This is a genomic window from Anianabacter salinae (assembly GCF_019061145.1).
GTDB classification, from domain to species: Bacteria; Pseudomonadota; Alphaproteobacteria; order Rhodobacterales; family Rhodobacteraceae; genus Anianibacter; species Anianibacter salinarum.
The window spans coordinates 355,727-382,658 of the sequence record NZ_JAHQZS010000001.1 but is presented as its reverse complement, the minus strand read 5'-3'; the positions used below and the strand labels follow the sequence as shown (position 1 = coordinate 382,658).

Sequence of the window (26,932 nt, the reverse complement as noted above, 5' to 3'; positions counted from 1 at the left end):
CATGCGACTTTCTTAAGCGTCTGTTTACTGCTAACCGCGATGAAACCCGTGACGGTCAGGGCAGGCAGAGCACACGATGACTTCGGACTTCACGACTTTCCGCCCGATCCGTCCGGTCATCCTGTGCGGCGGAAGCGGGACAAGGCTTTGGCCGGTGTCTCGGCAAAGCTATCCCAAACAGTTCGTCGATTTCGACGGCGGCGACAGCCTGTTGCAGTCTACCGCGGAGCGCTTTGCCGGGCCACAGTTCCTGCCGCCCCTGGTCGTCACCGCCGAGGATTTTCGATTTGTGGTGCAGGACCAGCTTGCCGCCATCGGTCATCCGCCCGAGCGCATCCTGATCGAACCCGAGCCGCGCAACACCGCCCCCGCCGTGCTGGCTGCCGTGCTGGACGCGCTGCGGGACGATCCCGACGCGCTGTTGCTGGTGGCGCCGTCGGATCATGCCATTGCCGATCCCGCCGCCTTCGTCGATGCGGTGCAAACGGGCCGTGCCGCGGCCGAGAATGGCGCGATCCTGTGCTTCGGCATTGCCCCGGACCGGCCGGAAACCGGCTTTGGCTACATCGAACTCGATGCACCGCCGACGGCGGACGGGGGCGTGATGACGCCGCGCGGCTTTGTCGAGAAACCAGGCAGCGACACGGCGGCCGCGATGCTGGCCGAGGGCCGGTTCCTGTGGAACGCCGGGATCTTCCTGTTCGCCGCCCGCACCATGTTGGACGCCTTCAAGGCTCACGCGCCGGACCTGATCGAGACCGTCACCAAGGCGACGGACGACGCGCGCGATGATGGCATGTTCCGGCGGCTCGCCCCAACGGACTGGACGCATGTGCGGTCCGTCTCGATCGATTATGCCATCATGGAAAGGGCGCAGAACCTTGCCGTGATCCCCTATCACGGAGCGTGGAGCGATCTTGGAAGCTGGTCCGCGATCTGGCAGCGGTCGGGCGCGGACGATGCCGGGCTTGCCACGCGCGGGGCGGTGACGCAGATCGATTGCACGGACAGTTACCTCGCAACCGCCGAGGACGGGATCGAGCTGGTCGGCATCGGGCTCGACGGGATTGTTGCGGTGGCGACGGGCGACGCGGTCCTGGTCGCCGACAAGACCCGTGTGCAGGACGTCTCGAAGGCGGTCGCGGACATGAAGGCGCGGAGCGTGCCACAGGCCACGCGGTCACGCCGCGATCATCGTCCCTGGGGCTGGTTCGACGTTCTGGCGCTTGGGGAGCGGTTTCAGGTCAAGCGCATCGTGGTAAAGCCGGGCGCAAAGCTGTCGCTGCAATCGCATGTGCACCGCTCCGAACACTGGATCGTCGTCAGCGGCACCGCCCGCGTGACCGTCGGAGACACCGTCAGCCTCGTGTCGGAAACGGAATCCGTGCATGTCCCCTTGGGCGCTGTTCACCGGCTGGAAAATCCCGGCCGTGTGCCGATGGTCCTGATCGAAGTGCAGACCGGCACATATCTTGGCGAGGACGACATAGTTCGCTACGACGACGACTATCGCAGGTCGTGACCTCGTTCCCGATGAACACGTTTATTGCGTAAAATATTAAAGACCTGGCCATTTTAGCAGACAACAGGGCAGAACAATGCGCATAGCGATGGTTGGAACGGGTTACGTCGGGCTTGTGTCGGGGGTGTGCTTTTCTGACTTCGGCCATGACGTGACCTGCGTCGACATGAACGCAGGCAAGATCGCGCTTCTGGAAGCGGGCGAAGTGCCGATCTACGAGCCCGGGCTGGACGATCTGCTGAAGAAGAACGTCGAGGCCGGGCGCCTGTCCTTCACCACCGATCTTGCGTCTGCCGTGGCCGGGGCCGAGGCGGTGTTCATCGCCGTCGGCACCCCCACACGGCGCGGTGATGGCCATGCGGACCTGACCTATGTGATGGCCGCGGCCGAGGATATCGCGCGGGCCATCGACGGCTATACCGTGGTCGTGACCAAATCGACGGTGCCTGTCGGCACCAACCGCAAGGTGAAACAGGCCATTGCCAAGGCCAACCCGGACGCCGAGTTCGACGTCGCCAGCAACCCCGAGTTCCTGCGCGAAGGCGCCGCCATCGACGATTTCATGCGGCCCGACCGGGTGGTGGTCGGCGTGCAGACCGAACGGGCGGGCGATGTCATGGCCGAAATCTACCGCCCGCTGTTCCTGCGCGACTTCCCGATCGTGGTGACAGACCTCGAGTCCGCCGAGATGATCAAATACGCGGCGAACGCGTTTCTGGCGACGAAGATCACTTTCATCAACGAGATAGCTTCGCTGTGCGAACGGGTCGGCGCAGACGTGAAGGAAGTCGCCAAGGGCATCGGGCTGGACGGACGGATCGGCAACAAGTTCCTGCACGCCGGTCCCGGTTTCGGCGGATCGTGCTTTCCCAAGGACATCCGCGCGCTGGCCCGGATAGGCCAGGAACACGCGGTGCCGCAATCCATCGTCGAGACCGTGATCCGCGTGAACGAAGAGGTCAAACACCGCATGATCGACAAGATCATGGACCTGTGCGACGGGTCGGTGAACGGCAAGACGATCACCGTGCTTGGCGTCACCTTCAAGCCCAACACCGACGACATGCGCGAGGCGCCCGCGCTCACGATCGTGCCCGCGCTGGTCGGCGGCGGCGCAAAGGTCCGGGTGATCGACCCGCAGGGCCGCCGCGAGGGCGAGGCGCTGTTGCCCGGTGTCAACTGGATGGATGACCCCTACAAGGCAGCACAAAACGCCGATGCCCTCGTTCTGTTGACGGAATGGAATGAATTCCGCGCGCTGGATCTGAAGAAGCTAGCGCGCAAGATGGAACGGCCCCGACTTGCCGACCTGCGCAACGTGTATAGCGCCAAGGATGCACGAAAGGCGGGCTTTGAACGCTACGTTTCAACGGGCCGTCAATCAATGGAACGCGCCGAGGCACCCCTCAAGAGTTAAGATTGCCCCGCAACTTTCGCGTCAAGGTGGTAATTTTTCGCCTATAATCTTATTTAGATTACAAACCATTTGACAATCTAGTAAAGCGTTGCACTAAAAAGGCAGCCCCTGTAAATATGAGAAGAGAACAATGGAAAACGAATATTCCGATCAGGATATCCTTCCCCTGGCGAGTGAAATAGTTTCGGCCTATGCAAGCCGTAACCAGATGTCCCAGGCGGACTTGCCCGACCTGATCAAGAGCGTTTATGCAACGCTTCGGTCACTCGACGGTGGCCAGACAGAAGAAACAGCCCTCATGGAAGAACCGACGGTCGAGGCTCAGAAGCCTCCGGCGGTTCCGATTGACCAATCCGTTCGCAATGACGCGATCGTCTGCCTCGAGTGCGGAAAGTCGTTCAAGACGCTCAAGCGTCACCTGAACAGCGAACACGGGTTCGCGCCGGCCGAATATCGTGACCGCTGGCAGCTGTCCAAGGATTACCCGCTGGTGGCGCCGGACTATTCCAAGACGCGCGCGGCAACCGCCAAGAAGATCGGCCTCGGCCGCAAGCCCGGCGCAAGACCCGCCAAAAAGTAGTCTGACGAACACGCCCGATTAACTTCGGCGCCCTAGCCTGCCGCGTATGATTATTTCCCATACGCGGCGGCTTATCGTCTTTTCCAATCCCAAGACCGGCTCTGAAAGTCTTCGGGCCCTGCTGTCTCCGGTCGCGGAAGAAGTTGTCGTGCCCTGGCGCCAGACCTGTGGACTTTATCCGTTCTATCCGCACATGCCCCCGCGCGAGGCAAAGCGCGTGTTCGACGCGCGCGGGTGGGAATTCGCCGGATACACCCGCATCACCACGATCAGAAATCCCTATGCACGGCTGGTCTCGCTTTACCGGATGATCCAGCGCGCAGACGGGGTGTGGCGAATGCGGCAGCGGGCGGGCCTTCCTGTTCCCGGCTTTGCAGAGTGGCTGCGCAGCACGCAGACGGATGGGCCCGGCGGCGGCGGACGCAGGCATCAACGGTGGCGCCGGTTCGGCACCTATTCGGTGGCGGCCTGGACACGTGACGCGGGCGGGCGTCCACTGGTGTCGCATATCCTGCGCCTCGAACATCTGGCCGAGGACGCGGCAAGTGTTCTGCAGGATATCGGCCGGGGCGTCCCGCACCTCAACGCCGCGCCGCGCATCGACTGGCAGGACTGGTACGATGCCGAAACCACGGCGCTCGTGGCTCTGCGCTACCGCGACGAGTTGTGCAAATTCTATCCAGATTTTTCTCTGGACCCGGCAATTGCGCGGGCCGCTTAAGGCGCAATTCAGGGATCGCTCCCTAAAGTGCAGGCGCAGAGAAGCTTGCCACGAGGGGTGGAACAATGGCTGCGAAATCATGCAGGCGCGCCGTGATAGTCATTCCGGCACTGAACGAGGCATCGACGATCGAGGCCGTGCTTTCGGATCTTGGCAGCGCCCTGCCGATCTACGTCCTGGACGGCGGAAGCGACGATGCCACGCGCGAAATCGTCCGCCGGATCGCCGCGACAGCGCCGCATGTCAGGTTGATCGACAACAAGGGCCGCTCGCAGGCGCGGGCGCTCAACCTCGCAGCGCGGATCGCCCGGCGGGACGGCTTCGACGCCATGATCCGTGCCGATGCCCACGCCCGCTACCCGCAAGGCTGGGCAAGGACGGTGCTGGACGCGTTGAACGACACCGGTGCGGACTGCGTCGTCGTGCCCCTTATAGCGGTCGGCGGGGATGCATGGCAGACGGCATCGTCTATCCTTCAGACGCATTGGCTTGGCCATGGCGGCGCGCAGCACCGGCGCGGCGGATCGTCTGGATGGGCGCGGCACGGGCACCATGCGGCGTTCCGGCTGGACCGGTTCCTTGCGATGGGCGGCTATGACGACGGCTTCGATGCCAATGAGGATGCTGAGTTCGACCTTCGGCTTACAGCGCAAGGTGGCCGCTCCTGGTTCTGCGCCGAGGCGCCGGTTCACTACATCCCACGCGCACGCCCGTCGGCCCTGTTCCGGCAGATGCGTCGCAACGGAGAATGGCGGATGCGCACAGCGCTCAAGCACCGCCAGCCTCTCCAACTGCGCCAGATGCTGCCGCTTCTCGCCGTCGCCGGATCGGGTATCGGGACCGGGCTGGGCCTTGCCGGACTGCCGATCGCCGCGCTGGTCCCCGCCGCTTATCTTGCACTTGTCACCGCCTTGTCAGCGGCGGCGTGCCTCGCATCGGGCAGCCCCCGCCTTGTGCTGCGCGTGGCCTGTCTTGCGCTAAGCAGCCACCACGGATTCGCCATCGGCCTCGTGCGCGGCGCCTTGTCGGGTCCGCGCTGGCGAACGTCCACTCCGGCGCAGGCACGGCCGGCATGACCGGGGCGCCGAACCTGTTCCTCTTGGCGGCCCCGCGTGCTGGCTCGACCCAGGTTTTCACCTGGCTCGACAGCCATCCCGATGTCTGGACGCCCGGCGTGAAGGAGCCGAACCATTATTCCGCCCGGGATTTCCCGGCAACTTATGTGGCCGCGTCGCACCTGAACGACATCGACCCTGCCCGTTTCCTGTCCCGCCCGTCCCCGCCGCGCGTGCAGTTCGCCGTGTTCCGTGATCCGGGACAGTATGCAGCGCTGTATGGTCCAGCCTCGGCGCCTTGGGCTCTCGATGCGTCGACCAGCTATCTTGCGTCGCCCTCGGCGGTCGCGGCGCTGGCGGCGGCCCATCCCGGCGCGCGGGCGATCACGCTGACCCGCGATCCGCTGGGGCGGGCCCTGTCGCATTTTCGGCTCGCCCGGCGGACGGGCCGCGCCACGGGATCGCTGGAGGACGAGCTTGCGCTCGAACGCTCCGGCGCGCTTCCGCCCGGTGCGTGCTACCTGCTGCGGCCCTCGCTGCAGGACGACAAGGTCGCCCTGGTGGCAAGGCTGTTCGGGCCCCGGCATCTGGCCCTGCGGTTCGAGGATCTGTCGAGCGATCCGGCCGCGATGCTGGCCCGGATCGCGGCGTTCCTCGACATCGACGAGACCCTGTTCGACCGCACCCGGCTTGCCCGCAATGCAGGCGTTGCCCCGCGGTTTCCCGCGCTCAACACCTGGCTGTTCCAGAGCGGGCTCAAGACCCGGTTGCGGCGCAGCCTGCCCCGGCGGGCCAAGCCTGTCCTGCGCCGGATGATGTTTCACGATCACCCCGGCCCGATCCACGAGGCAGAGGTCGCGCTTTTGCGCCGCGCATTGGGCGACGCCCAGCGCAGGTGCGCCGCGTGAAGGTGCTTGTCTGCCACCCCGACCTGCGCGCGGGCGGCGGAGCAGAGGATTATGTCCATGCGCTTGGCGGGGCATTGCGGACGGCGGGGCACAGCGTGCGGATGCTGGACATCCACGACCTGTCCCTTGGCGCGGCGACGTGGATACCCGGGCTGTCACGGCTGACGCTGATGAAACATGCGCTGGTCGCCCGTGCGGCCCGGCAGATCGCAGGGACGCATGATCTGGTCATCTTCGGCTTTGGCGAAGGGCCCGATTGTCCTGTGCCCCGGGTCGAAATCCGGCATGCGCCATCGCTTCGATCCCTGCGCAGGGACCATCTCGACACCATCGGTTGCGCAGGGCGGGGACCGATCCACAGGGGGCTGAAACGGTTGAACACCGTACTCGGGATTGTCGTGGCGGGTCGGCGGCGCACGAACCCGGCACTGACGATCACAAATTCCGATTGGACGCTAGGCAGGGCGCAAACCTGCGGCCGCGTCGTCTATCCGCCTGTCCGGGCCCGGCCCGTTCCGGCCATCGCCCGGGTTCCCGGGCGCATCGTCAGCCTCGGTCGGCTTGTCCCGAACAAGCGCCATGACGAGGCGATCCGCATCGCGCAGGACTTGCACCGGGGTGGCATAGACGTGACGCTCGACATCGTCGGGCGCAGCGACGCCGTGCATCTGCGCCACCTTCGCGCCCTCACACACGACATGCCGTTCGTGCGCCTCTTGCCGGACGCGGATGACGCGACCCGACTGCGCGCGCTGGCAGAGGCGACGCTTGGCCTTCATTGTTATCGGCACGAACACTTCGGGATTGCCGCCGCCGAGATGATCCTGGCGGGCGTCGTCCCTGTGGTCTTTGATGGCGGCGGCATCACCGAACTGGTGCCCGATCACGCCCTTCGGTTTCGGTGCCATCGCGGCGCCGTCACGGCGGCAAGGCGCGTCTTCACGATGCCGGATGCAGGGCGCGCGGCGACGCTCAAGGCGCTGCAGGCAGGGCACGTTCTGGAACGGTCCATGCGGTTCGAGGCGGAAATCATCGAGGCACTTGCGCCCTGCCTGGAACCTGCAGGCTGATGCGCCGCGTCGGCCTTGCGCAGCTTTGGGCGCTTGCGGCCGGACTATTTCTCTGGTGTCCCGCGATCGCTGTTCCCGGCTTGCGACTTCCCTTGCAGCCTCTCGACCTGTTGGCACCGTTCGGCCTGCTGCTGGCGGCGATGTACCTGCGGCGCCTGCCGCCACTGTTATTGCCGGTCCTGGGCACCGGGATGCTGTCGGTGCTGGCAAGCGCCGCCTTCAGCCCCGCAGACCCGATCACCCTGGTGTGGACGCTGTGGTTCGCATTTCCCTTCGTTCTCGGTCTTGCGATCGCTGCGGGGCATTCGGGCGCGCGGGCCGGGTTCCTGCTGGGGTTCTCGCTGGGCGCTGCCGCGTCGGGGCTGTTGTTCGCCGCGCAGATCGTGCTGGGCAGCGAGACGCTGGACTTTCGGGACAACTTTGCCTTTCGCCTGCCCGCGCAATACGGACGGGCCTTTGCGTTGATGCCCGAGGTATCAACTTACGCCGTACATGCGATCCTTGCCGCCAGTATCGCCACCGCGTTCCTGGTGCACCCGGCCAGCCGTCAACGCACGCGGCTTGTCGCCCTGCCGCTGGCCATCGGGCTGGCGGCAACGCTGGTGCTGACCCGCTCGACCGGCGTGATCGTACTGTTGCCCGTCACTCTGGTGCTCGCGCTGGTCATCGCGACAAGGGCCTCGGCCAATGCCCTGACCCTCATGTTGATCTGTGTCTGTGCCATGGCCGTGCTGCTGATCGCCTATGTCGAGACGGTGTACGTGGAACGGCTGGCCAGTGCATCCGCCGAACGGTCGGGGGCGATGCGCCTTGCCTCCATGCTGGGCGGGGTGTCGGTGCTGGCGACGGGCGATCTGTTCGGCGTCGGCATCGGACAGAACCACGAGATCGCCCGCTACGCCTATGAGACGGCGCGAACGCTTGGCTTGTCCTTCGGCGCGCTGCCGGACGGGGTGAATTCGCAGGTCATCGGCCGCATCTTCGAGGAAGGCTGGCCTGCCGTTCTGCATCTTGGCCTTGCCGGGGCGATCCTGGTGCGGTCCATGCGCCGCTGGCCTGATCCCGGCCGCGCGGCCATCGCCCTTCTTGCCGCCGGAAGCGCGCTGGCCGCCACCGGCATCCTTGGGTATCGCGGGCTCTACACGGCCTGGATCTGGCTCGCGCTTCCCGCCGGTCTTCTGTGCGAGCGGGATCTGGCCCGGTGGCCGAGGGGCGCGCGGTGAAAACGGTGCTTGCCCTGCGTCTGGGCGGCGCGGCGGCGCAGCTTGCGCTGACGGCGCTGCTGGCCGCGACCCTGCCTGCTACAGATCTTGGGCGGGTTCTGCTGGTCCTGTCACTGGCGGGCCTCGGCGCCGCACTGGTCAGCGCCGGGACCGCCCAGGTCATCCTGCGCGAGGCAAGCCGCGATCCCGGCGGCGCCCCTGCGGCCCTCAGCGCAGGGCTGCGGCGCGGGATGGGACCTTTGCTAGGGCTTTGCGGGCTGGTCCTGCTGGCGGCGGAAATGGCTTTGGTTCCACTGGGGCGGATCGAGGCCGTCGCCTTGTGCGCCGCTGCCGCGTCGTCGGGTGCCGGAAATCTTGCCGCTGCCGTCCTGCGCGCGGACGGCCGCACCTGTCTTGCGGTGGCGGTCACTGGCTGCGGGCGCCCCGTTCTGTCTTTGGTCCTGGCGGCGGCGGCCCTCGGCCTGACCGGCGATCCCGGCCTAGCACTTGCCGCCTGCGTCGCGGCGCAAGTTCTGTGCACGGGAGTGGCCTTTGCGGCAGCGCCGAGCCCTTGTCTTGCGGGGGCGTTGCCCCCGGCGAACGCGATGTGGGGCGCGCAGACCGGATGGCTGTTGCTGTCCCAGATCGACGTTCTGGCCGCGGGCGCCCTGCTGCCGCCAGCGCAGCTTGCCGTCTACCTGGCCGCCCGGCGCGTCGCCGCGGTGGTCACACTGGCGCAGGATGCCGTGCGGTTGATCCACGCACCGAGGGTTGCACGCGCGGCGCCGCCCGATCTGCGCGCGGCCATCGCGGCCGCCGACGCGTCCTACCGGCGCTGGTCGGTCGCCGCTGGGGTGCTGTTGGCCTGTCTCGGCGTCGCGCTTCTGCCTGTGACTTCGGTCGATGTGCCCCCGGTCTATTTCGTCCTTGTGGCCGCCTTCACGTCACCCGCCGTTGCCGGGGCTGCAGGCCTCGCACTTGCGATGACGGGACAGGAGAGGCGGCATCTTGGCCTCTTGTGTGTCTCGCTTCCGCTTGCTGGGCTCGCCGCCTCCTGTGCCGCAACCGCCGGTGCGGCCCCGCTTGCCGCGGCGTTCGGGGCGTCCCTGCTGTGTCACACGGTGGCGGCCCGGCACCTGATCGCGCGGCACCTCTTGGCGGCCTGAACCCTCGGTCCTAGCGCCCGGACCGGCGCAGGATCTCGCGCGGGGTGCGGGCCAGGATAGCCAGATCGCGCCAGGCCCCCATCCGCCACAAGTAGCGAATATCGAGCCGCACGCGGTCGCTGTAGCTGGTCGCATTGCGCCCCGACACCTGCCACAGCCCTGTGATGCCGGGACGGCAGGACGTATAGGCCCAGACCGCGCCGCCGTAAGCCCCGAGTTCCCCTGGCGGAACGGGGCGCGGGCCGACAAGGCTCATCTCGCCGCACAGCACGTTCCAGAGTTGGGGCAGTTCATCAAGGCTGCTGCGCCGCAGGATCCCGCCGATCCGTGTGACCCTGGGGTCGCGGGCCAGCTTGTACGTCGTCGCCCATTCTCGCGCCGCATCGGGATCTGCCAGAAGATGCGCCCGCAGCACCGTTTCAGCGTCGGGGCACATCGTGCGCAACTTCCAGCACCGAAACGACCGCCCGCCCAGCCCGACCCGGCGGTGCGCAAAGAACCCCGGCCCGCCATCAAGCCGCACAACGCACCACAGCACGGCGACAAGCGGCCCCGCCAGCAGCGCGAGCATCAGCGCACCCGCCATATCCATGACCCGCTTCCAGCCGTCTCGATACCGCATCGCGCGGTCTCGCCGGTCAAGCGCCAGCGCTTCGTCTTCGAAGAACACATGCTTCATCGCGGATGCTCCTTTGTGGTCGGGGCATCATGGCGAAGCGCGGTTAAGGAAGGCTCCATTTGTCGGGGCTAGTGTCGGCGCAATGCGTCGGTTTCTATGGAAAGGGCATCGCATGAACGCACCGGTCCCGGGGCTGCGCAGCCCGCTGTTCGACATTCTGCGCACGCGGCCGGACGACCCTCACACCGCGCGGGGCGACATCATCGATTTCACCGCGATGTTCGCGACCCTGTGGCGGGCACGGCTGCGGTTGTCGGCGCTGACACTTGCGGGAACGACGCTTGGGCTGGTCTGGGCGCTGCTTGTCGCCGATCCGCGTTACCGCGCAACCGCGCAGATCGTCATGGCGCCCGAACCGATGTCCCAGCCCAGCTTTGAGGCGATGGTGCCCGGGCTGGGCTCCAGCTCGGTCGCGGTCAACACCGAGGTCGAGATCCTTCAATCCCGCACGCTACTGCGCAAGGTCGTCACCAGCCTCGGGCTCGACCGGATGGCAGAATTCAACCCGGCGCTGCGGCCGCCCGGCCCAATCGGACAGGCGCGCCTCGTGCTTGGGGCCGAGGAACCGGCCATCGCCGCCACACCCCTTGCCGAAACCATCGACACGCTGGAACAGACGCTGGCGATCCGCAACATTCCCGACAGCCGGGTCTTCGAGGTGACGGCAGAAAGCCTGGACCCCGCCACCGCCGCCCGTATCGCGAACACGCTGGTCGAGATCTACCTGCGCGATCAGGTTTCGCTCAAGCAGGACGACGCATCGCGCGCGACCGACTGGCTGACCGCCCGTGTCGCCGAATTGCGGCTGGAGCTTGAGGCAGCGGACAGCCGGGCCAAGGAGTTCGCCGCCAACATGGAACTGGTCAGCCCCGAGCAGCTCAACGCCCTGTCGGCACAGCTCAAGGATATCCGCCAGCGCGTCGCCACCCGGTCGACCACCGGAAACGAGGCGCAACTGCGCCCGCTCCGCCAGATGGAGGCGGACCTCTCAGACAGGCTCGACCGGCAATCGCAGGACATGGTGATGCTGGGCCAGCTTAAGCTCGAGGCCGAGGCGAGCCGCGCGATCTATGAACATTTCCTGGCCCGGATGAAGGAAACCGCGGTCCAGCGCGGGGTGCAGACCGCCGATGCCCGGCTTCTCGCCGTGGCGGAAATCCCAGGAGAGCCTGCATCGCCCCGCCCCGTGCTGGCCGCCGCGCTGGCCGGTTTCCTGGCCCTGTTCGCCGCCGCGGCGCAATGCCTTGTGCGTGAGGCGATGGCGGAAACCCTGCGCTCGACCGAGGCGCTCGAGGATGCGGCGGGGTACGCGGTGCTGGGCCAGATCCCCAAGATCCGAGGTCTGCGCGAGGGCGGGCTTGCCGACTACCTGCGCAAGCGGCCCGGTAGCCACGCAGCCGAGGCGATGCGCCACTTGCGCACCGCGTTGTTCCACGGCGGCGGACCGGCGCCGCAGGTGTTGCTGGTCACGTCTTCGGCAGCTAACGAGGGCAAGACGTCGCTGGCGCGGGCGCTGGCGCATTCGCTGTCGGGGATCGGCAAGAAGGTGCTTCTGATCGAGGCCGACATCCGCCGCCGCCCGCTGCGCCGGGTCCGGCGCGATCCGGCGCGGCCCGGCCTTCTGTCCGTGCTCGACGGCAAGTGTTCTCTGGGCAAGGCAATCGTGCGCAACGAAAGCCTTGGAATCTGGATCCTGCCGGGAGAAGCGGCGCAGACCAACACCGCCGACGTGTTGTCCAGCCGCCAGATGGACAGCCTGATAAAGACCGCGCGTCAAGATCACGATGTCATCGTGATCGACACGCCCCCCGTCCTTGCCGTGCCGGATACCAAGCTGATCGGGCGGTCGGCTGATGCGGTGTTGTTCGCCGTGGCATGGGACCGCACGCGCAAGCGGCAGGTGCGGCAGGCCTTGCGCGCGCTCGAGGCGATGCAAATCCCCGTCAGCGGCCTTGTGCTGACGCAGATCGACGCGGCAGCGGCCCGCCGCTACGGGCTGGAAGACGAATTCGCGTCCTTCGCGCGGCAAGGCTATTACGAGACGATCTGACCATCGCCGCTCAGCCAAAGATGAAATCCTCTTGCGTCAGGTCTTCGACCAACAACTGGCGGCCTTCGGCCTCGATGCGGAACCGGTCACCTGCGTAGTCGATCAGCACGCCGTAGCCCTTTTGCGTGAAGCCCAGCCGCGAGATGTCGTAGAGCAGCGGGTAGTCCCGCAGATCCAGCCGGTCGATCCCAGGCTCGAAATCGGTCACGGTGTCCATCCTGCCATCGGACAGGAAAACGAAGCGGTCGGCGCCCGGCCCACCGGTCATGATATCGACATCGGCCCCGTCGATCAGGACATCGTCGCCAGCGCCGCCGAACATCAGATCGTCCCCACCGACACCGACGAGGATGTCGTCAAGCGCAGTGCCGGTCAGGGTGTCGTCGGTGTCGCGCCCGGCGCGACTGACCCCGAGGCTGGCGAAATCGAGCTGAAAGTGGCTGATGCCCGCCGCGCCGGTGCCCGCAGCATAGACGTCGGCGGTCTTGCCCTGCACCACCGTCTCGATGGCCGAAACGTTGGTCAGGGTCGAGGACAGGCTGTCGGCGACGACCGAGTGCAGGATCAGACGCCCGGACGGCGCGAGTTCGAACAGGGTCAGCCCGTCATCCGCCCCGCCCGCGATCACGAAACTGCGCCCCAGCACCTCGAAGCTGTCAAGCGCCTGCACGCCGCCGAACCGCGTGTCGCGCGTGTCCAGAAGAGGCTCGGTCACGAACAGCCCGCCCCAGTCGTTCATCTTCATCACGGTCAGGCTGTCCGACCCCGCCGAGGCCAGCACGACATAACCCCGTCCCGCGACCTCGGCCGCGACCATCGCGCTGGGCGCCGACACCCAAAGCCCGTCCGATGCATCCACGACATCGCGGTCCTTGACGTTGCCAAAGCGTCCCATCCACCACGACGACACCGCGTTCTCGGCCCCGCTCGCGGTGAAGAAATAGCTGCGCCCGCCGATCTGCAACCCGGCCAGGGCCGTGACATCGCCCAGCGCCGCCGCGCCGCCGTCCGGAAAATGCGCCTTGAATTCGACGGAAAGATCTTCGCGCACCCGGTAGCTTCGAAAGCCCTCCTGGCCCTGCTGCGAGGCGATGAGAAAGGTCTTGCCGTCGATGTCGAAGCTGACGGTCGCCTCGATGGCGCCGATCACCTCGGGCGTGGCCCCCAGGATGCGGACCGCGTCGAACCCGCCGCCCGCGTCCAGCGTGTGGAACGCCATGCGGTCGTCCCATCGGCCTGCAGGAACCAGCGCCGCCTGCCCGCCTGTCACCACATGATCCAGCCCGACCACACCGTCGGTGCCGCGCGCCGCCGCCGCGCCGATCTTGTCGACCAGCGCAAGATCGCCCGTCGCCGCGACCGACAGGGCCATCAGCCCGCCCGATGCCTCGGACGCGGAATAAAGCGTGGTCCCGCCTGCGGTCTGAAGCGCAAGAAGGTCCTGGATGCCCCACGGATGGGGCAAGCCATCGTCATATGCCGCGCGAAACTGAAACGTGACCACCCCGGCCCCCAGACACCGCGCCCCCGCGTGCGATGCTGGCGGATCGGGGTTTCGAGGGGCTTACCCAATCTGGCCCGTCCCGTGGCCATTCAGGGGAGAATTGCGGGCGCTCAGACCGGATCGAAGCTTTCGGCGCGGGCGCGCGCCCAGCGCTCGCGATAGTCGGGCGCATCGTCGCCGTCATCAAGCAGGAAGCCGCTGCGCAAGTAGGGATAGACCTCTTGCCCGGTAACCATGTCGCGGTCCTTTTCGCGCATGATCAGGTGATGCGGCAGGAAGGCGCTGGGATGGGTCAGCCCTGCCGCGCCGGTCATCTCGCCCAGCGCGTGCAGGGTATTTGCGTGGAACCGGTGCACCCGCTCGGCCTTGTCGGGCACATGCAGGGCGCGCTGGCGCAGCTTGTCCTGGGTGGCCACGCCGGTGGGGCAGTGGTTGGTGTGGCAGGCCTGCGCCTGGATGCAGCCGACGGCGAACATGAAGCCCCGCGCGGAATTGGCCCAGTCCGCGCCCAGCGCAAGCGCCTTGGCGATGTCGAAGGCGGTGACCAGCTTGCCCGAGGCGCCAATGCGGATACGGTCCCGCAGCCCCGCGCCGCGCAGGGCGTTATGGGCAAACACCAGCCCCTCGATCAGCGGCATGCCCATGTGGTTGGCGAATTCCAGCGGCGCCGCGCCGGTGCCACCCTCCTTGCCGTCGATGACGATGAAATCCGGCACGATGCCGGTTTCTAGCATGGCCTTGATGATGCACATGAATTCGCGCCGATGCCCGATGCACAGCTTGAAGCCGACGGGCTTGCCATGCCCAAGCTCGCGCATCTTTCCGATGAACTGCATCAACTCTGTTGGCGTGCGGAATTCAGGGTGGGCCGAAGGCGACACGCAGTCTTGTCCCATCGGCACGCCGCGCGCCTCGGCGATCTCGGTCGAGATCTTGGAGGCGGGCAAGACGCCGCCATGGCCCGGCTTGGCGCCCTGGCTCAGCTTCAGCTCCAGCATTTTGACCTGGGGATCGGACGCCTGTTCCGAAAAACGGTCGGGATCGAAACGGCCATCGGGCGTGCGGCAGCCGAAATACCCGGACCCGATTTCCCAGATGATGTCGCCGCCGCCGTCGCGGTGATAGCGGCTGATCCCGCCCTCGCCGGTGTCATGGGCAAAGCCGCCGGCCTTCGCGCCCTTGTTCATCGCAAGGATGGCGTTGGCGGACAGCGCGCCGAAACTCATCGCCGAGATGTTGTAGATCGACGCGTCATAGGGCACCCGGCAGTCCGGCCCGCCAATGGTCACGCGGAAATCGCTGCTGGCGATGTGGACGGGCGCAAGCGAATGGGTAATCCACTGGTAGCCGGAATCGTAGACCCGCTGCTTGGTCCCGAAGGGGCGCTTGTCCTCGGCGCCCTTGGAGCGCTGATAGACCAGCGAGCGGTCCTCGCGCGAGAACGGTTCCTCGTCGCGGTCGCTTTCGATCAGGTACTGGCGGATCTCGGGGCGGATCGCCTCGAGCATGAAGCGGACATGCCCGATCACCGGATAGTTGCGCAGGATGGCGTGCGACGATTGCCAGAGATCGCGAAGGCCGACCAGCGTGAGCAGGCCGAAGATCACCAGCGGCACCCACGCGGCGGACGTGACCGTCAAGCCAAGCGCGGACAGCACCGCAGCGAGAAACACCAACCCGACAACCGTGAACCGTTCCATCAGGCCTCCCTCTGACTGCCGCAGTGCGGACACTAGCCGCCGAGTGTGACGGTTACGTCAAGACACCCTTGCGCTACGGCTACTCGGCCCGCCCGATTTCAAGCGTGACCGGGTCCAGCCCGTCGATCCCGCCGCGCAGACGATCGCCCGGCACCACAGGTCCGACGCCCGCCGGGGTTCCGGTCATCACCAGATCGCCCGCGCCAAGGTGATAGAAGCCCGACAGGTGACACAGGATCTCGTCCACCTTCCACACCAGTTCGGACAGCGTCGCGTCCTGCCGCGTCTCGTCGTTCTGGGTCAGCCAGATCCTTTGCTCGGCGATCGGGCCGAAATCCGCAACGGGGGTAAGTGCGGCGATCACTGCGGAATTCTCGGCGTCCTTGCCAAGATCCCACGGCCGTTTCTGCTCGCGTTCCGAAAGCTGCAGGTCGCGCCGCGTCATGTCGAGCCCGCAAGCATAGCCAAAGATCGCCTTCGCCGCGACCGCGCGGTCCGTCTCCTGGAACAGCGGAGCGCCAAGGGCAACGACAAGCTCCATCTCGAAATGGAAGTTGTCGGTGCCGGGGGGATAGGGTTGGACCGTGCCGCTGTGCGCCAGAGCGTGGCACGACTTGGTGAAGTAGAACGGCTTTTCCCGGTCGACCTCATAGCCCATCTCGGCGGCATGGGCGGCATAGTTGCGCCCGACGCAGAAGATGCGGCGCACCGGGTAGGCGCGGTCGCTGCCTGCCACCGGCAGGGCGGGAGCGGCGGGCGGCGGAAAGACGTAATCGGTCATGTCGAGTGTCCCGGGCGGTTGCAACGGCGCATCTGTCGGGCCTACTTACAATCACCTGACCCGTCAACGGACCGCGATGACCGACGTTCATGACATGCCCGGGCACCTGATCCGGCGGCTTCACCAGATCTCGGTCGCGGTGTTCACCGAAGGCATGGCGGCGGCCCAGCTTGACCTGACCTCTGTGCAGTTCGCCGCGCTGTGGACGGTGGCAAGGCACCCCGGGATCGACCAGGCCACATTGGCCGGAGAGATCGCCTATGACCGCGCAACGATCGGCGGTGTCGTCGACCGGCTGGAGGCAAAAGGACTGCTGGCGCGCCAGGTCAGCGACCGCGACCGCCGCGCGCGGGTCCTGACCGTCACGGACAACGGGCGCGCGGTGCTTGAGCGCGCGCATCCTGCCGTGGTCGCCTTGCAGGATGACATCCTTGCAGGCCTGACAGCGCCCGAGCGCGAGACGTTGCTGGACCTCTTGCGCAAGACCACGATGGCCGGGAACAGCCGCGCCCGCGCGCCGCGCAAACCGGGCTAGACCCCCAGCTCGGCCCGGATCGCGGCGCCGTCCGCGTCCCTTTCGGGCGGCGGTGCGGGCGTGCGGGGGGGCGAGCCGTCAAAGCGCGGAGCAGGCGCCGGTTGCAGCCAGCCGTCCTGCCGCCAGACCCCGCGCGCCTGCATGTGCGGATCGCGCAGCGCCTCCTCCGGTGACAGGATCGGCGCGACGCAGGCGTCCGAGCCGCTGAACAGGTCCGCCCAGTGATCGCGGGGATGTTCGGCGAACATCTCTGCCAGCCGCGCCGTCTGCTCCGGCCAGCGGGTCTGGTCGTGCTGCGGACCGAAAAGCGGATCGTCCGACAGGCCCATCAGGGTCAGGAACTCGGCATGGAACTGCGGCTCCAGGCATTGCACCGACACATGGCCGCCGTCGGCGCATTGATAGCTGCGGCTCCAGTGCGGGCCGTCGAGAAGGCTTTCCCCCCGCGCGGCGAGGGGGGCGCCGGACGGGGCCAGCGACATCAAGAGCGCCATCATATGCGCCGCACCATCGACGATTGCAGCGTCCACGACAGCGCCCTGCCCGCTGACCCGCGCGCGCAGGATGCCTGACAGCAGGCCGATGACGAGGTACAGCGCGCCGCCGCCAATGTCGCCCACCAGCGTCGGCGGCGTCACCGGCGCATCCCCGTGCAGGGACGCATACCACAGCGCGCCCGCCAGCGAGATGTAGTTAAGGTCATGCCCCGCCTCGGTCGCGCGCGGGCCGTCCTGCCCCCAGCCGGTCATCCTGCCATAGACAAGCCGCGGGTTCACCGCCTGCACTTCGGTGGGACCAAGGCCAAGCCGTTCCATCACGCCCGGACGGAAGCCTTCGATCAAGCCGTCCGCAGTCTCGATCAGGCGCATCAGGACGGCGCGGTCCGCATCGTCCTTGAGGTTAAGGGCGATGGACCGTTTGCCCCGGTCCAGCAATCCAGGCGGTGCGGTCTTGCCCTTGCGGTGCACGACGATCACCTCTGCACCTAGGTCGGCCAGAAGCATCCCGGCGAACGGTCCCGGGCCAAGCCCCTCGATCTCGACGATCCTGATCCCTTGAAGCATGACATCTCCCCTGACTGCGGCGAGGGGCAGAGTGTCCGGGCCACCGCGCCGCCGCAAGGGGTCCGCCACAGCTTGCACCCCCGGGCGGAAAACGGCTACCCAAGCGCGATACCTGCACTCACTCGAAAGACCGACAGCCCCGTGACCGGCGAAAGCATCTCCATTTTCGCGCGCATCACGCTTGCGCTGGCCATCGGCGTGGCAAGCGGCGTGCTGGGCAACGCCGTGGGCATGCCGCTGCCCTGGATGCTTGGCCCGATGATCGGCAACACCATCGCGGCGCTTGTCCATCTGCCGATCCGCGGCCCGGTGCGGCTGCGGCCCATCGTGATCCCGATCATCGGTGTGATGCTTGGCTCGGCATTCTCGCCCGCGATCCTTGGGCAGATCACCAGTTGGCTCGTCACGCTTGTGCTGCTTGCGCCATTCATCGCGGTGGCGGGGCTTGCGTCGTTCCTGTTCTACAGCCGTGTGGCGGGATACGACCGGATCACGGCGTTTTACTGCGCGGCGCCCGGCGGTCTGAACGAGATGGTGATCCTTGGCGCCGCCGCAGGCGGGGTCGAGCGCCAGATCGCGCTGGCCCATTCGGCGCGCATCCTGGTCGTGGTGACGGCGGTCGTGTGGTTCTACAACGCCGGGCTTGGCGTGCAGTCCGGCGACATCGCGCGCCCTACCGTGGCGCTTGGGGCACTCTCGCTGCTCGACATGGCGCTGCTGGCCGGATCGGCGATCCTTGGCCCGGCCTTCGCGCGCGCCGTGCGGCTGCCTGCCGCCGGGATGCTCGGGCCGATGGTTCTGAGCGCGGCCGCGCATCTGGCAGGATGGGTCGACGTCCCGCCGCCCGCGCCACTGGTGATTGTTGCGCAGATCGTCATCGGCACCGTCATCGGCTGCCGCTTTGCCGGAACCCCGGCGCGCGAGATCCTGCGCGATGTGGGGCTTGGTATCGGATCGTCAACGGTGATGCTGGCCGTCGCGCTTGGCTTTGCGGCCGCGCTGACCGCGCTGACCGGCACGGACCTGGCGCAAAGCTTCCTGGCCTTCTCGCCCGGTGGCCTGACCGAGATGAGCCTGCTCGCGCTCGCGATGGGTCAGGACGTGGCCTATGTGTCCTTCGCCCATGTCGCGCGCATCGTCTACGTGATCGCCGCCGCGCCGATCGCCGCGCGCCTTGGCGGGTTCTCGTCGCCAAGTTGATCGCGCCTCAGCCGTTACCCGAGAACCGCGCGTCCAGGGTCTCGATGGCGCTGCGGGTGCCGCGCCCTGCGATGCCGTCGATCTCGCCGAAATACATCCGTTCCTCCTGCAGGCGGGCCTGCACGAAGCGGATCACGTCGCGGTCACGGTTTTCCAGATCGCGCACCAGCCGGGTGCGGGCGACGGCGTCGCCGGACATGAACGCCTGCCAGTACAGCTCGGCCGCGCGGCGCGGCGCGGGATCAAGCCCAAGCCCCTGTTCCAGCAGTCCCGCCAGATAGGCGTTTGCCGGGATGTAGCCCTTGCGCACCGCCTTATCGAGCCAATAGGCGGCCTTGCCCGTGTCCTGCGGCGGCCCCATGCCTTCGAGGTAGTAGTAGCCGACGAAGAACTGCGCGAGCGTGTTGCCGTCCTCTGCCGCTTCAAGCGCGACGGCGTAGGCGTCGGCATCGGATTTGCCAGGCACGGCGCCGCTGGAATACAGCACGCTCAACAGCTCTTTCGACAGCCAGTCACCACGCTTCGCGCCTGTCTCGGCCAGCAGGTGAACCCGCTCGATGTCAGCCGAGGTCGCTGTTTCGGGCGCATAGACAAGATGCGCGGCAAGGCCAAAGGCAACGGGCAGGTTCGCACGCATTCCTGCGGCATAGGCGTCTTCGGCAGTCGTCAGATCGCCTGTGGCCTGTGCCGCCCGGCCCAGCATCGTGCGTGCCAGCGCGTCATCGGGAAACTCGGCCAGAACGGCGCGGCAGGCAGGCATCGCGGTGTCCGGCGCGATCTGGTCCAATTCGCGCGGGCCGCCAAGCTGCGGCACGCCTGCAGCCAGAAGACAGGGCTGGCGCAAGGCCTCGCGCCGATGCGCCTCGCGTAGCGCGCGCGTCAGCTCGGCCTTGCCCGCGCAGACCGTGCAGGCGTCAAGGTAGCTCTGAATCAGCACCGGATCGCCGCTTTCAAGCGCGCTCGCAAGGGCCTCAGCCTCACTGTCGCCCAGGACGCCCTCGGCGGCATCCATCGACGGCTTGTCCGGTGCGGTAGCGCCCGGCCCTCCCTCCAAGGCCGGGCGCGCGGCGTCGCCCGCCCCCAAACGGGCAACGCGCGCCTCTGCCTCGTCTTGGTAGAGGCAAAAACTGCAGGTCTCCAGGTAGGCGCTCAGCCGGGCGGGATCGGCATCGCCCTTGATGCTGTCCCAGATGCCGGTTTCCACCTCGGCCAGCATGTCCTGTTCCGCGATCCTGTCACGGCGTTCTGTCAATGCAGTCTCGGCCGGGCAGAAGGTGCAGCTTGCAAGATAAGCCTCGATCGCGGCGCGGTCGTTCGAGCGCGACAGGACCTGCGCCTCGAACCGTTCGACCAGCAGGGCCCGGCGCATCGCAAGGTCCGGCGCGCGGTCATGGGTCAGCAGCGGGCCTTCGGCGCCATCAAAAAGAACCGAATACCGGGGCGCACAGGGGCCACCCCGCCTGTTGGCTTGCATGAGAGAGGCATAGGCAAAGACGCGGGCCTCGTCTTGCGAGGTCGTGCCATCCGCGTTCCCGAAAGGCGCGCCATCGGCGATGCCCCCCGCCAGCCGCTCGGCAAGCGGCGCCTGATCGCACGCCATATCCCCTGTGACGCTGATCGCGGTCAGTCCAAAGCCCAGCGGCGCCAGCGCATCGTGCAGCGGCGTGATACGGGCCTGCAGCATGTCGTCGGGATCAGAGACGGACAGCAACAGCACGGCGCGGCGGCCATCCACCTGTTCAGGGACAAGCGCCGCGATCCGGTCGGCCAACGCACCGGGGTCGATCACCTCGTCGCCCAAGGTCAACCCGCCCTCGCCCTGTGCGGCGGACAGCACGACGATGACATCGTCCTGCGGCGCCGTCATCGGCAAGGTCGTTACCGGCACCGCCCGCAGCCGCGCGGCAAGCAGCGCCTCACCCATGTCAGCAGGGGGCGGCAGAGCATTCATATGGACCGCGTTCGCGTCCCCTGCCCCGCCGATCACCAGGATCTCGGCAGAGGTCGCGGCGGTGGTCAAGGCGGCGGTCAGCATGCACGCCGCTCCGGCAGCGCGGCACAGCGATTTCAGCGCGGTCTGTCGCATGTTCCGTGTTCCCCGTGGCCGTTCGGATAGCAGACGCTGCGTCAAGCTACGGGTCTTCGGCGCCTGAACCAAAGAGAATCACGGGTCCGTGAGGAAACAGAGTGTGTCGTTTTCGGGGCAGGACTGTGGCGATGTCGGCGATTGGCGCGCCTCGGGCGCTCAGGGGGCGGGGTGAACGACTGGCGGCGTGACAGCTGCCAAGTGGCGCGCCATCGGGCAGGTGGTCACGGCAGGCTTGCGATTGCACCGGTGCCGCAAAGCAAGCTGAAACCCCTTGCGCCCGGACGCGAAGGGGCGGCTTGGCCGGGGCGGATGCGTCATGTCGGCCAGTTCGGGGAACAATTCCATCACCTCGGCCCTCGCTTCGGGGCCAAGGCCCTTCAACGCCATCGGTCCGGCATACAGGCTCTCGGTCGGGGCACCGTTGCCATAGATGATCTCGTGCCGGTCAAAGAGGATATGGAAGTATTCCACTTCTGCGGCGTCCTCGACGATCTCGATGCCGTCGAGCGCCAGCAAGTGCTTCGCGGCGACAAGAACCTCGTCCGCAGCGAACATACGCTGCACGATGACCGAGTTGACCAGCATCCGGTGCTGCGGCGACACGGCAAGATCCCGCTGCGGGATGTTGTCGCCAAGACTGTGCGCGCGGATGCGGATCGGCCGCAGATGCGGCGCGGCGGCCAGGTCTGCGCCGCTCAGCCTGCGGCGGCCGATCCAGCGCACCGGCTGATGACCATGATCGCAGGTCAGGACCGGATCGCCGACCGCCAGATCCTCGACCGCGACCGGCCCGCGTTCGGTTTCGATCAAGGACCCGCGCACGAAGCACACGAGATTGGAATAGGCGACGGTCGGCGCGGAATCCGCGGTGCTGCCAAGAAAAGGCGGTGCGTCGTAGCTGACGTTGTAGCTGACCGCCGGATCGATCTTCTGCTCCGAGACGAAACCCACGATGGTGTTGCCGATCAGAAGGTCTGTCGCGGTGACCGCGTAGATGCGGAACGACTCTCCGGTCCCCGGATCGGTCAGCGTGTAGGCATATTCCGGCTCGATGCCGCCATCGAGGTTGAACAGGCTTGTCGATGAATTCGAGGACTGTCCGCCGAACAGCGAGACGTCGCCGTCCTGAAACAACGGATCGTCGTCGTTCACGGAGATCAGCTGGCCGTTCAGATTGCCGAAACGGACAGTCGCCCCGTCCGCGTCCACATCCCCGACCGAGCCGCCGGGGAAGAAGCTGTTGGCCGGAGAGGACAGGAAATCGGTCTCGGAATACTGCGAGACGCTGTTCTTGCCGTAGAGAAGCATCTGGTAACTGGCCATGCCCGTCCTTCACTCCCGATCCGCAGGCTGCCGCCCCACGAGAAACGACGCCTGCAATGGCAATCGTGCCTTGCCGTTTCCCGTGCCGCGATCCGTTCGCGGAACCACCTCTTACAACGTCAAACCCCGCCAGTTTCTTAATCTGCGCGCGCCGCACGTTTGAAATCTGGCGACGAGGTGTTTCTTTGAGGGAATTTTCGCAATGTCAGGGACCGAAAATCGCCCTGTCCGGCAGCGCGATACGGAAAGCCTTTACAAAACCGGATTTTTGGTTATTTATTCATCCATGACATCCATGAGCCCTACCGCACGCGCCCTTGCCGCCCTTGGCCATGACGCCCGGCTGTCGATCTTCCGGCTGCTGGTGCAAGCCGGAGAGGACGGTCTTCGGGTCAGCGACATTGTCGAGCATCTGGGGCTGGCGCCCTCGACCCTTGCGCATCACCTGTCGACGCTGGTCGATGCCGGGCTGGTGCTTCAGGACAAGAACGGCCGCGAGGTGTTCAACCGGGTCGACTATCCGGCGATGCACCGGGTCGTGGCCTTCCTGACGTCCGAATGCTGCATCGGCGTTCCGGCCCAATTCACGGTGACAGCCGCATGAGCCGATTGCCTTCATTTTTCAGGTCAAAAAGAACCAAATTCCCGGAGATACAGTTATGACCGACCTTCCTCACCCGCCTTCCGGACTGAAGCTGTCCCTGTCCCGCCTGTGGCGCGATCAGGGCGTCTGGCTTGTCGCGGGCGCGATCCTTCTGGTTCTTGCGATCTTCGATCCCGGGCAGGCCAGCGACAGCGCGGTCTTCGCGGCCTCGGCGCTGCTGAAAACGGCGCCTTTCCTGGTCCTGTCCATCGCAATTGCCGCATGGGCCGGGGCGACGGGCGCCGACAACCTGATCGCCAAGGCGTTCGTCGGCGCCCCGCTGGTGATGATCGGCCTTGGCGCGCTGGCGGGCGGGCTGTCGCCGTTCTGCTCTTGTGGGGTGATCCCGCTCATCGCGGCACTTCTGGCCATGGGGGTGCCGCTGTCGGCGGTGATGGCGTTCTGGCTGGCCTCGCCGATCATGGACCCGTCGATGTTCGTGCTGACGACGGGCGTGCTAGGGATGGAGTTCGCGGTCGCCAAGACCTTCGCCGCGATTGGCCTTGGCGTGTTCGGCGGCGTGGCCGTGCATCTTCTGGCCCGGGGCGGAGCGTTGTCCGACCCTCTGCGGGACGGCATCGGCAACGGCGGCTGCGGCGGCGCCAAGATCCGCGCGCCCAAGCCCGTCGTCTGGCGCTTCTGGTCAGAGCCCGAGCGCCGCGCCAAGTTCGGCAAGACCGCTTTGACCACGACAATGTTCCTGGCGAAATGGCTGACGCTCGCCTTCATCCTCGAAAGCCTGATGTTGGCGTGGATCCCGGCCGAGACGGTCACGGCGGCACTGGGCGGCGAGGGGCTGATGCCCATCGTGATGGCGACGCTGGTGGGCGTGCCCGCCTACCTCAACGGCTATGCGGCGCTGCCGCTGGTGGGAGGCCTGATCGAGCAAGGCATGGCGCCCGGCGCGGGCATGGCGTTCCTTGTCGCGGGCGGCGTCACCTCGATCCCGGCAGCGATGGCGGTCTGGGCGCTGGCGAAACCGCAGGTCTTCGCGCTTTATATCGGGCTGTCGCTGACCGGAGCCTTCGCCACGGGTCTGCTGTTCCAGTTCTGGTCCTCCATGGCATAAGGAACGGCGGCGGGGTCCAAAGCCTCGCCGCCCCCTTCAGGACCGAAATCCGATCATGATCCCAAGATTTTCGCAGGGGCGGCGCGGTCTGATCGTGGCCGCCCTCGGCACGTCAATGACGGTCAGTTGGGCGTCCAGTTACTACATCCCGGCGGTCCTTGCGGTGCCGATGGCCACGTCCTTTGGCGTCTCGCCCGTCTGGGTCTTCGGCGCCTTCTCGATGGCGATGGTCGTCTCGGCGCTGGTCGGCCCCTGGGCCGGGGCGCGCATCGACGGGCGCGGCGGGCGGGGCGTGCTGATGCTGTCGAACCTGGTGTTTGCGGCAGGTCTGGCGCTGCTTGCCGGTGCCCCTACTCTGGCCGTCCTGTTCGCGGGCTGGGCGGTGATCGGGCTTGGCATGGGGATCGGCCTCTACGAGGCGGGCTTTGCCACCCTTGCGGGGATCTATGGCAAGGATGCGCGCGGGCCGATCACCGGCATCACCCTGATCGCGGGCTTTGCCAGCACGGTCGGCTGGCCGTTGTCGGGGCTGATGCTGGGGGCCTGGGGCTGGCGCGAGGCCTGCCTTGGCTGGGCGCTGATCCACCTGTGCATCGCGCTGCCGCTCAACGCTTGCCTGCCGAAGGGAACCGAGGTGATCCGCCCGTCCGCACCGCCTGCCGAGACCGGGCCGCCGCCATCGCGCCTTGCGCTCGGCCTGCTGGCATTCGTCTTCGCCGCGACATGGTTCAACTCGACCGCCATGGCGGCACATCTGCCGGGTCTGCTGCAGGAGGCGGGCGCGACGACAGCGGTCGCCATCGCTGCGGGCGCGCTGATCGGCCCCGCGCAAGTCGCGGCGCGCGTGCTGGAGTTCGGCCTCTTGCGCCGGTTTCATCCCCTTGTGTCAACCCGCATCGCTGCGGCGGCGCATCCCGTGGCCGCCGTCGCGCTTGTGTCGTTCGGAGGCCCCGCCGCCTACGCCTTCGCGCTGCTGCACGGAGCGGGAAACGGCATCCTGACCATCGCCAAGGGCACGCTGCCGCTCGCGCTGTTCGGCGAGGCCGGATACGGGCAACGCATCGGATGGCTGGGCGCCCCGGCGCGCATCCTGCAGGCGGCGGCGCCGCTGATCTTCGGCGCCGCGCTGGCCGCCTGGGGACTGTCGGCGATCTGGCTGACCGCCGGGATCGGCGCCGCGGCGATGGGCGCGCTGATGCTGGTCAGGCGCGGCTGAGACGGAAGTCACTTGCATCACGCAATCTCAAGGCACGCGGTCGCAAATCCCATGCGCTGCGTCGCAAACATCGACGTTTTCCGCACCGCCGCGTGCGATTTGCATCGCAAGGCCGGGTCTCATCCGGACAGCTTTCCAAAGTTCTACGCGATACCGAACCTTTCATGGGACGGACCGACAGCCAGAAGGTATGCCATGCTGCGCGACTCCGACGTTCTTTCCGCGCTTCTGCGCCGCAAACCGGCACATTCGCTGGCACAGGATCTGTATTGCGATGCAGGCGTGTTCCAGGCCGACATGGAGCATATCTGGTACCGCGACTGGCTCTTCGCGATTCCGTCCTGCGAGATCCCAAAGGCGGGCAACTACGTCGTGCACGAGGTCGGCGCCTATTCGGTCGTGATCGTGCGCGGCACCGACGGCGAGATCCGGGCGTTCCACAATTCCTGCAGGCACCGTGGCTCTGTCCTGTGCAAGACCAAGAAGGGCACCGGCCCGAAACTGGTCTGCCCCTATCACCAGTGGACCTACGAGCTTGACGGCCGGCTGTTGTGGGCGCGCGAGATGGGGCCCGACTTCGATGCCTCAAAGCACGGGCTGAAGCAGGTAAACTGCCGCAACCTCAGCGGCATGGTCTACATCTGCCTTGCGGACGACGCGCCGCCCATCGACGCCTTCGCCGCCGAGACGGCGCGCTACTTGTCGCCCCACGATCTGGAGAATTCCAGGGTCGCCTTCGAGAGCACGATCACCGAGCAAGGCAACTGGAAGCTGGTGTGGGAGAACAACCGCGAATGCTATCATTGCGCGGGCAACCACCCGTCGCTGTGCCGGACCTTCCCGGAAGATCCGCGCTACATCGGATCGGACAACAGCGGCGTCTTGTCCGAGGTCGCCGCCATCCACATCGCGCGCTGCGAAGCCGCTGGCGCGCCATCGGCCTACAAGGAGTCGCCGCTTGGCGATTGGCGGTTCGTGCGCACGCCGCTTCTGGACGGTGCCGAGAGCTACACCATGAACGGCAAGGTCGCAGTTGCGAAACCCAACTCGTCGCTGCCGTTCAACGACGCAGGCGCGCTTTTGAAATTCAGGTATCCGGGGTGCTGGAACCATTTCCTGTCGGATCACGTCATCCTGTTCCGTGTGACCCCCATCAGCCCGATGGAAACCGAGGTCTGCACCAAGTGGCTGGTGCACAAGGATGCCGTCGAGGGTCAGGACTATGACCTGAAACGCCTCACCGAAGTCTGGCTCGCCACGAATGACGAGGACCGCGAGGTCGTCGAGAACAACCAGCGCGGCATCCGCTCGCCCGCCTATTTGCCCGGCCCGTATTCCCCGACGCACGAGGGTGGGAACATCCAGTTCGTCGATTGGTACGCGTCCACCCTTGTCCGGGCCTTCACCGGCGTCGGTGCCCCCGTCGCAGCGGAGTGAC

Annotated in this window: 23 protein-coding genes; 16 read left to right on the top strand and 7 right to left on the bottom strand. The window is 66.7% G+C overall.

What is annotated here, in order from left to right; translation table 11 throughout:
• The first annotated feature begins 76 nt into the window (after nt 1-76).
• The 9 genes from KTJ87_RS01920 to KTJ87_RS01880 all read left to right on the top strand — a co-directional run bounded on the left by KTJ87_RS01920 (nt 77) and on the right by KTJ87_RS01880 (nt 9,641).
• Entirely contained in the window at nt 77-1,522 is a 1,446-nt protein-coding gene (locus KTJ87_RS01920; RefSeq protein ID WP_267137376.1) for a mannose-1-phosphate guanylyltransferase/mannose-6-phosphate isomerase, read from the top strand.
• 76 nt (nt 1,523-1,598) lie between these two features.
• The gene (locus KTJ87_RS01915) at nt 1,599-2,939 is read left to right on the top strand and encodes a UDP-glucose dehydrogenase family protein (RefSeq protein WP_267137375.1); all 1,341 of its coding nucleotides are present in this window, start codon (nt 1,599-1,601) and stop codon (nt 2,937-2,939) included.
• 130 nt (nt 2,940-3,069) lie between these two features.
• Nucleotides 3,070-3,519 (top strand): MucR family transcriptional regulator, encoded by a 450-nt coding sequence (locus KTJ87_RS01910; RefSeq protein ID WP_267137374.1) that lies wholly within the window; start codon nt 3,070-3,072, stop codon nt 3,517-3,519.
• A gap of 46 nt (nt 3,520-3,565) precedes the next feature.
• Nucleotides 3,566-4,240 (top strand): sulfotransferase family protein, encoded by a 675-nt coding sequence (locus KTJ87_RS01905; protein ID WP_267137373.1) that lies wholly within the window; start codon nt 3,566-3,568, stop codon nt 4,238-4,240.
• Between the two features lie 92 nt (nt 4,241-4,332).
• Complete coding sequence (locus tag KTJ87_RS01900; protein WP_267137372.1) at nt 4,333-5,316, top strand: glycosyltransferase family 2 protein; 984 nt, start codon at nt 4,333-4,335, stop codon at nt 5,314-5,316.
• Nucleotides 5,313-6,203, top strand: a complete 891-nt coding sequence (locus KTJ87_RS01895) for a sulfotransferase (RefSeq protein WP_267137371.1) — start codon at nt 5,313-5,315, stop codon at nt 6,201-6,203. The genes KTJ87_RS01900 and KTJ87_RS01895 overlap by 4 nt, the downstream gene beginning before the upstream one ends.
• Nucleotides 6,200-7,273 (top strand): glycosyltransferase family 4 protein, encoded by a 1,074-nt coding sequence (locus KTJ87_RS01890; protein ID WP_267137370.1) that lies wholly within the window; start codon nt 6,200-6,202, stop codon nt 7,271-7,273. Before KTJ87_RS01895 ends, KTJ87_RS01890 begins: the two co-directional genes overlap by 4 nt.
• A complete protein-coding gene (locus KTJ87_RS01885; RefSeq protein WP_267137369.1) occupies nt 7,273-8,496 on the top strand; it encodes a hypothetical protein in 1,224 nt (407 codons plus the stop codon). The genes KTJ87_RS01890 and KTJ87_RS01885 overlap by 1 nt, the downstream gene beginning before the upstream one ends.
• A complete protein-coding gene (locus KTJ87_RS01880; protein ID WP_267137368.1) occupies nt 8,493-9,641 on the top strand; it encodes a hypothetical protein in 1,149 nt (382 codons plus the stop codon). The genes KTJ87_RS01885 and KTJ87_RS01880 overlap by 4 nt, the downstream gene beginning before the upstream one ends.
• A 10-nt stretch (nt 9,642-9,651) precedes the next feature.
• Here the strand turns inward: KTJ87_RS01880 and KTJ87_RS01875 are convergent, their stop codons facing one another.
• Nucleotides 9,652-10,320 carry a sugar transferase gene (locus KTJ87_RS01875; RefSeq protein ID WP_267137367.1) on the bottom strand — a complete coding sequence of 223 codons (669 nt, stop codon included), beginning with the start codon at nt 10,318-10,320 and terminating at the stop codon, nt 9,652-9,654.
• Between the two features lie 112 nt (nt 10,321-10,432).
• On the opposite strand from KTJ87_RS01875, the gene KTJ87_RS01870 reads away from it, so the two are divergent.
• Nucleotides 10,433-12,370 (top strand): GumC family protein, encoded by a 1,938-nt coding sequence (locus tag KTJ87_RS01870; protein WP_267137366.1) that lies wholly within the window; start codon nt 10,433-10,435, stop codon nt 12,368-12,370.
• 10 nt (nt 12,371-12,380) lie between these two features.
• Here the strand turns inward: KTJ87_RS01870 and KTJ87_RS01865 are convergent, their stop codons facing one another.
• The 3 genes from KTJ87_RS01865 to KTJ87_RS01855 all read right to left on the bottom strand — a co-directional run bounded on the left by KTJ87_RS01865 (nt 12,381) and on the right by KTJ87_RS01855 (nt 16,355).
• A complete protein-coding gene (locus tag KTJ87_RS01865) occupies nt 12,381-13,835 on the bottom strand; it encodes a calcium-binding protein (RefSeq protein WP_267137365.1) in 1,455 nt (484 codons plus the stop codon).
• Nucleotides 13,836-13,984: 149 nt separating this feature from the next.
• Nucleotides 13,985-15,574 (bottom strand): FMN-binding glutamate synthase family protein, encoded by a 1,590-nt coding sequence (locus KTJ87_RS01860; RefSeq protein ID WP_267137364.1) that lies wholly within the window; start codon nt 15,572-15,574, stop codon nt 13,985-13,987.
• 79 nt (nt 15,575-15,653) lie between these two features.
• Nucleotides 15,654-16,355: a fumarylacetoacetate hydrolase family protein gene (locus tag KTJ87_RS01855; protein WP_267137363.1), complete on the bottom strand. Its 702-nt coding sequence runs from the start codon at nt 16,353-16,355 to the stop codon at nt 15,654-15,656.
• A gap of 76 nt (nt 16,356-16,431) precedes the next feature.
• Here KTJ87_RS01855 and KTJ87_RS01850 point away from each other — a divergent pair, with 76 nt between their 5' ends.
• Nucleotides 16,432-16,890: a MarR family winged helix-turn-helix transcriptional regulator gene (locus tag KTJ87_RS01850; protein WP_267137362.1), complete on the top strand. Its 459-nt coding sequence runs from the start codon at nt 16,432-16,434 to the stop codon at nt 16,888-16,890.
• On the opposite strand, the gene KTJ87_RS01845 is transcribed toward KTJ87_RS01850, so the two are convergent.
• Nucleotides 16,887-17,954 carry a CaiB/BaiF CoA transferase family protein gene (locus KTJ87_RS01845; RefSeq protein ID WP_267137361.1) on the bottom strand — a complete coding sequence of 356 codons (1,068 nt, stop codon included), beginning with the start codon at nt 17,952-17,954 and terminating at the stop codon, nt 16,887-16,889. The genes KTJ87_RS01850 and KTJ87_RS01845 overlap by 4 nt on opposite strands.
• Nucleotides 17,955-18,095: 141 nt before the next feature.
• Between KTJ87_RS01845 and KTJ87_RS01840 the strand changes: the two genes are divergently transcribed.
• Nucleotides 18,096-19,154, top strand: coding sequence for an AbrB family transcriptional regulator (locus KTJ87_RS01840; RefSeq protein WP_267137360.1), 1,059 nt, complete (start codon nt 18,096-18,098; stop codon nt 19,152-19,154).
• Nucleotides 19,155-19,161: 7 nt separating this feature from the next.
• On the opposite strand, the gene KTJ87_RS01835 is transcribed toward KTJ87_RS01840, so the two are convergent.
• Nucleotides 19,162-21,240: a tetratricopeptide repeat protein gene (locus tag KTJ87_RS01835; RefSeq protein ID WP_267137359.1), complete on the bottom strand. Its 2,079-nt coding sequence runs from the start codon at nt 21,238-21,240 to the stop codon at nt 19,162-19,164.
• A gap of 159 nt (nt 21,241-21,399) precedes the next feature.
• Nucleotides 21,400-22,566, bottom strand: coding sequence for a Hint domain-containing protein (locus KTJ87_RS01830; protein WP_267137358.1), 1,167 nt, complete (start codon nt 22,564-22,566; stop codon nt 21,400-21,402).
• A gap of 286 nt (nt 22,567-22,852) precedes the next feature.
• Between KTJ87_RS01830 and KTJ87_RS01825 the strand changes: the two genes are divergently transcribed.
• From KTJ87_RS01825 to KTJ87_RS01810, 4 genes are all read left to right on the top strand, one after another.
• A complete protein-coding gene (locus KTJ87_RS01825; protein ID WP_267137357.1) occupies nt 22,853-23,170 on the top strand; it encodes an ArsR/SmtB family transcription factor in 318 nt (105 codons plus the stop codon).
• 55 nt (nt 23,171-23,225) lie between these two features.
• Entirely contained in the window at nt 23,226-24,278 is a 1,053-nt protein-coding gene (locus KTJ87_RS01820) for a permease (protein WP_267137356.1), read from the top strand.
• A gap of 55 nt (nt 24,279-24,333) precedes the next feature.
• Complete coding sequence (locus tag KTJ87_RS01815) at nt 24,334-25,494, top strand: MFS transporter (RefSeq protein ID WP_267137355.1); 1,161 nt, start codon at nt 24,334-24,336, stop codon at nt 25,492-25,494.
• Between the two features lie 195 nt (nt 25,495-25,689).
• Nucleotides 25,690-26,931, top strand: a complete 1,242-nt coding sequence (locus tag KTJ87_RS01810; RefSeq protein WP_267137354.1) for an aromatic ring-hydroxylating oxygenase subunit alpha — start codon at nt 25,690-25,692, stop codon at nt 26,929-26,931.
• The last annotated feature ends 1 nt before the right edge of the window (nt 26,932 follow it).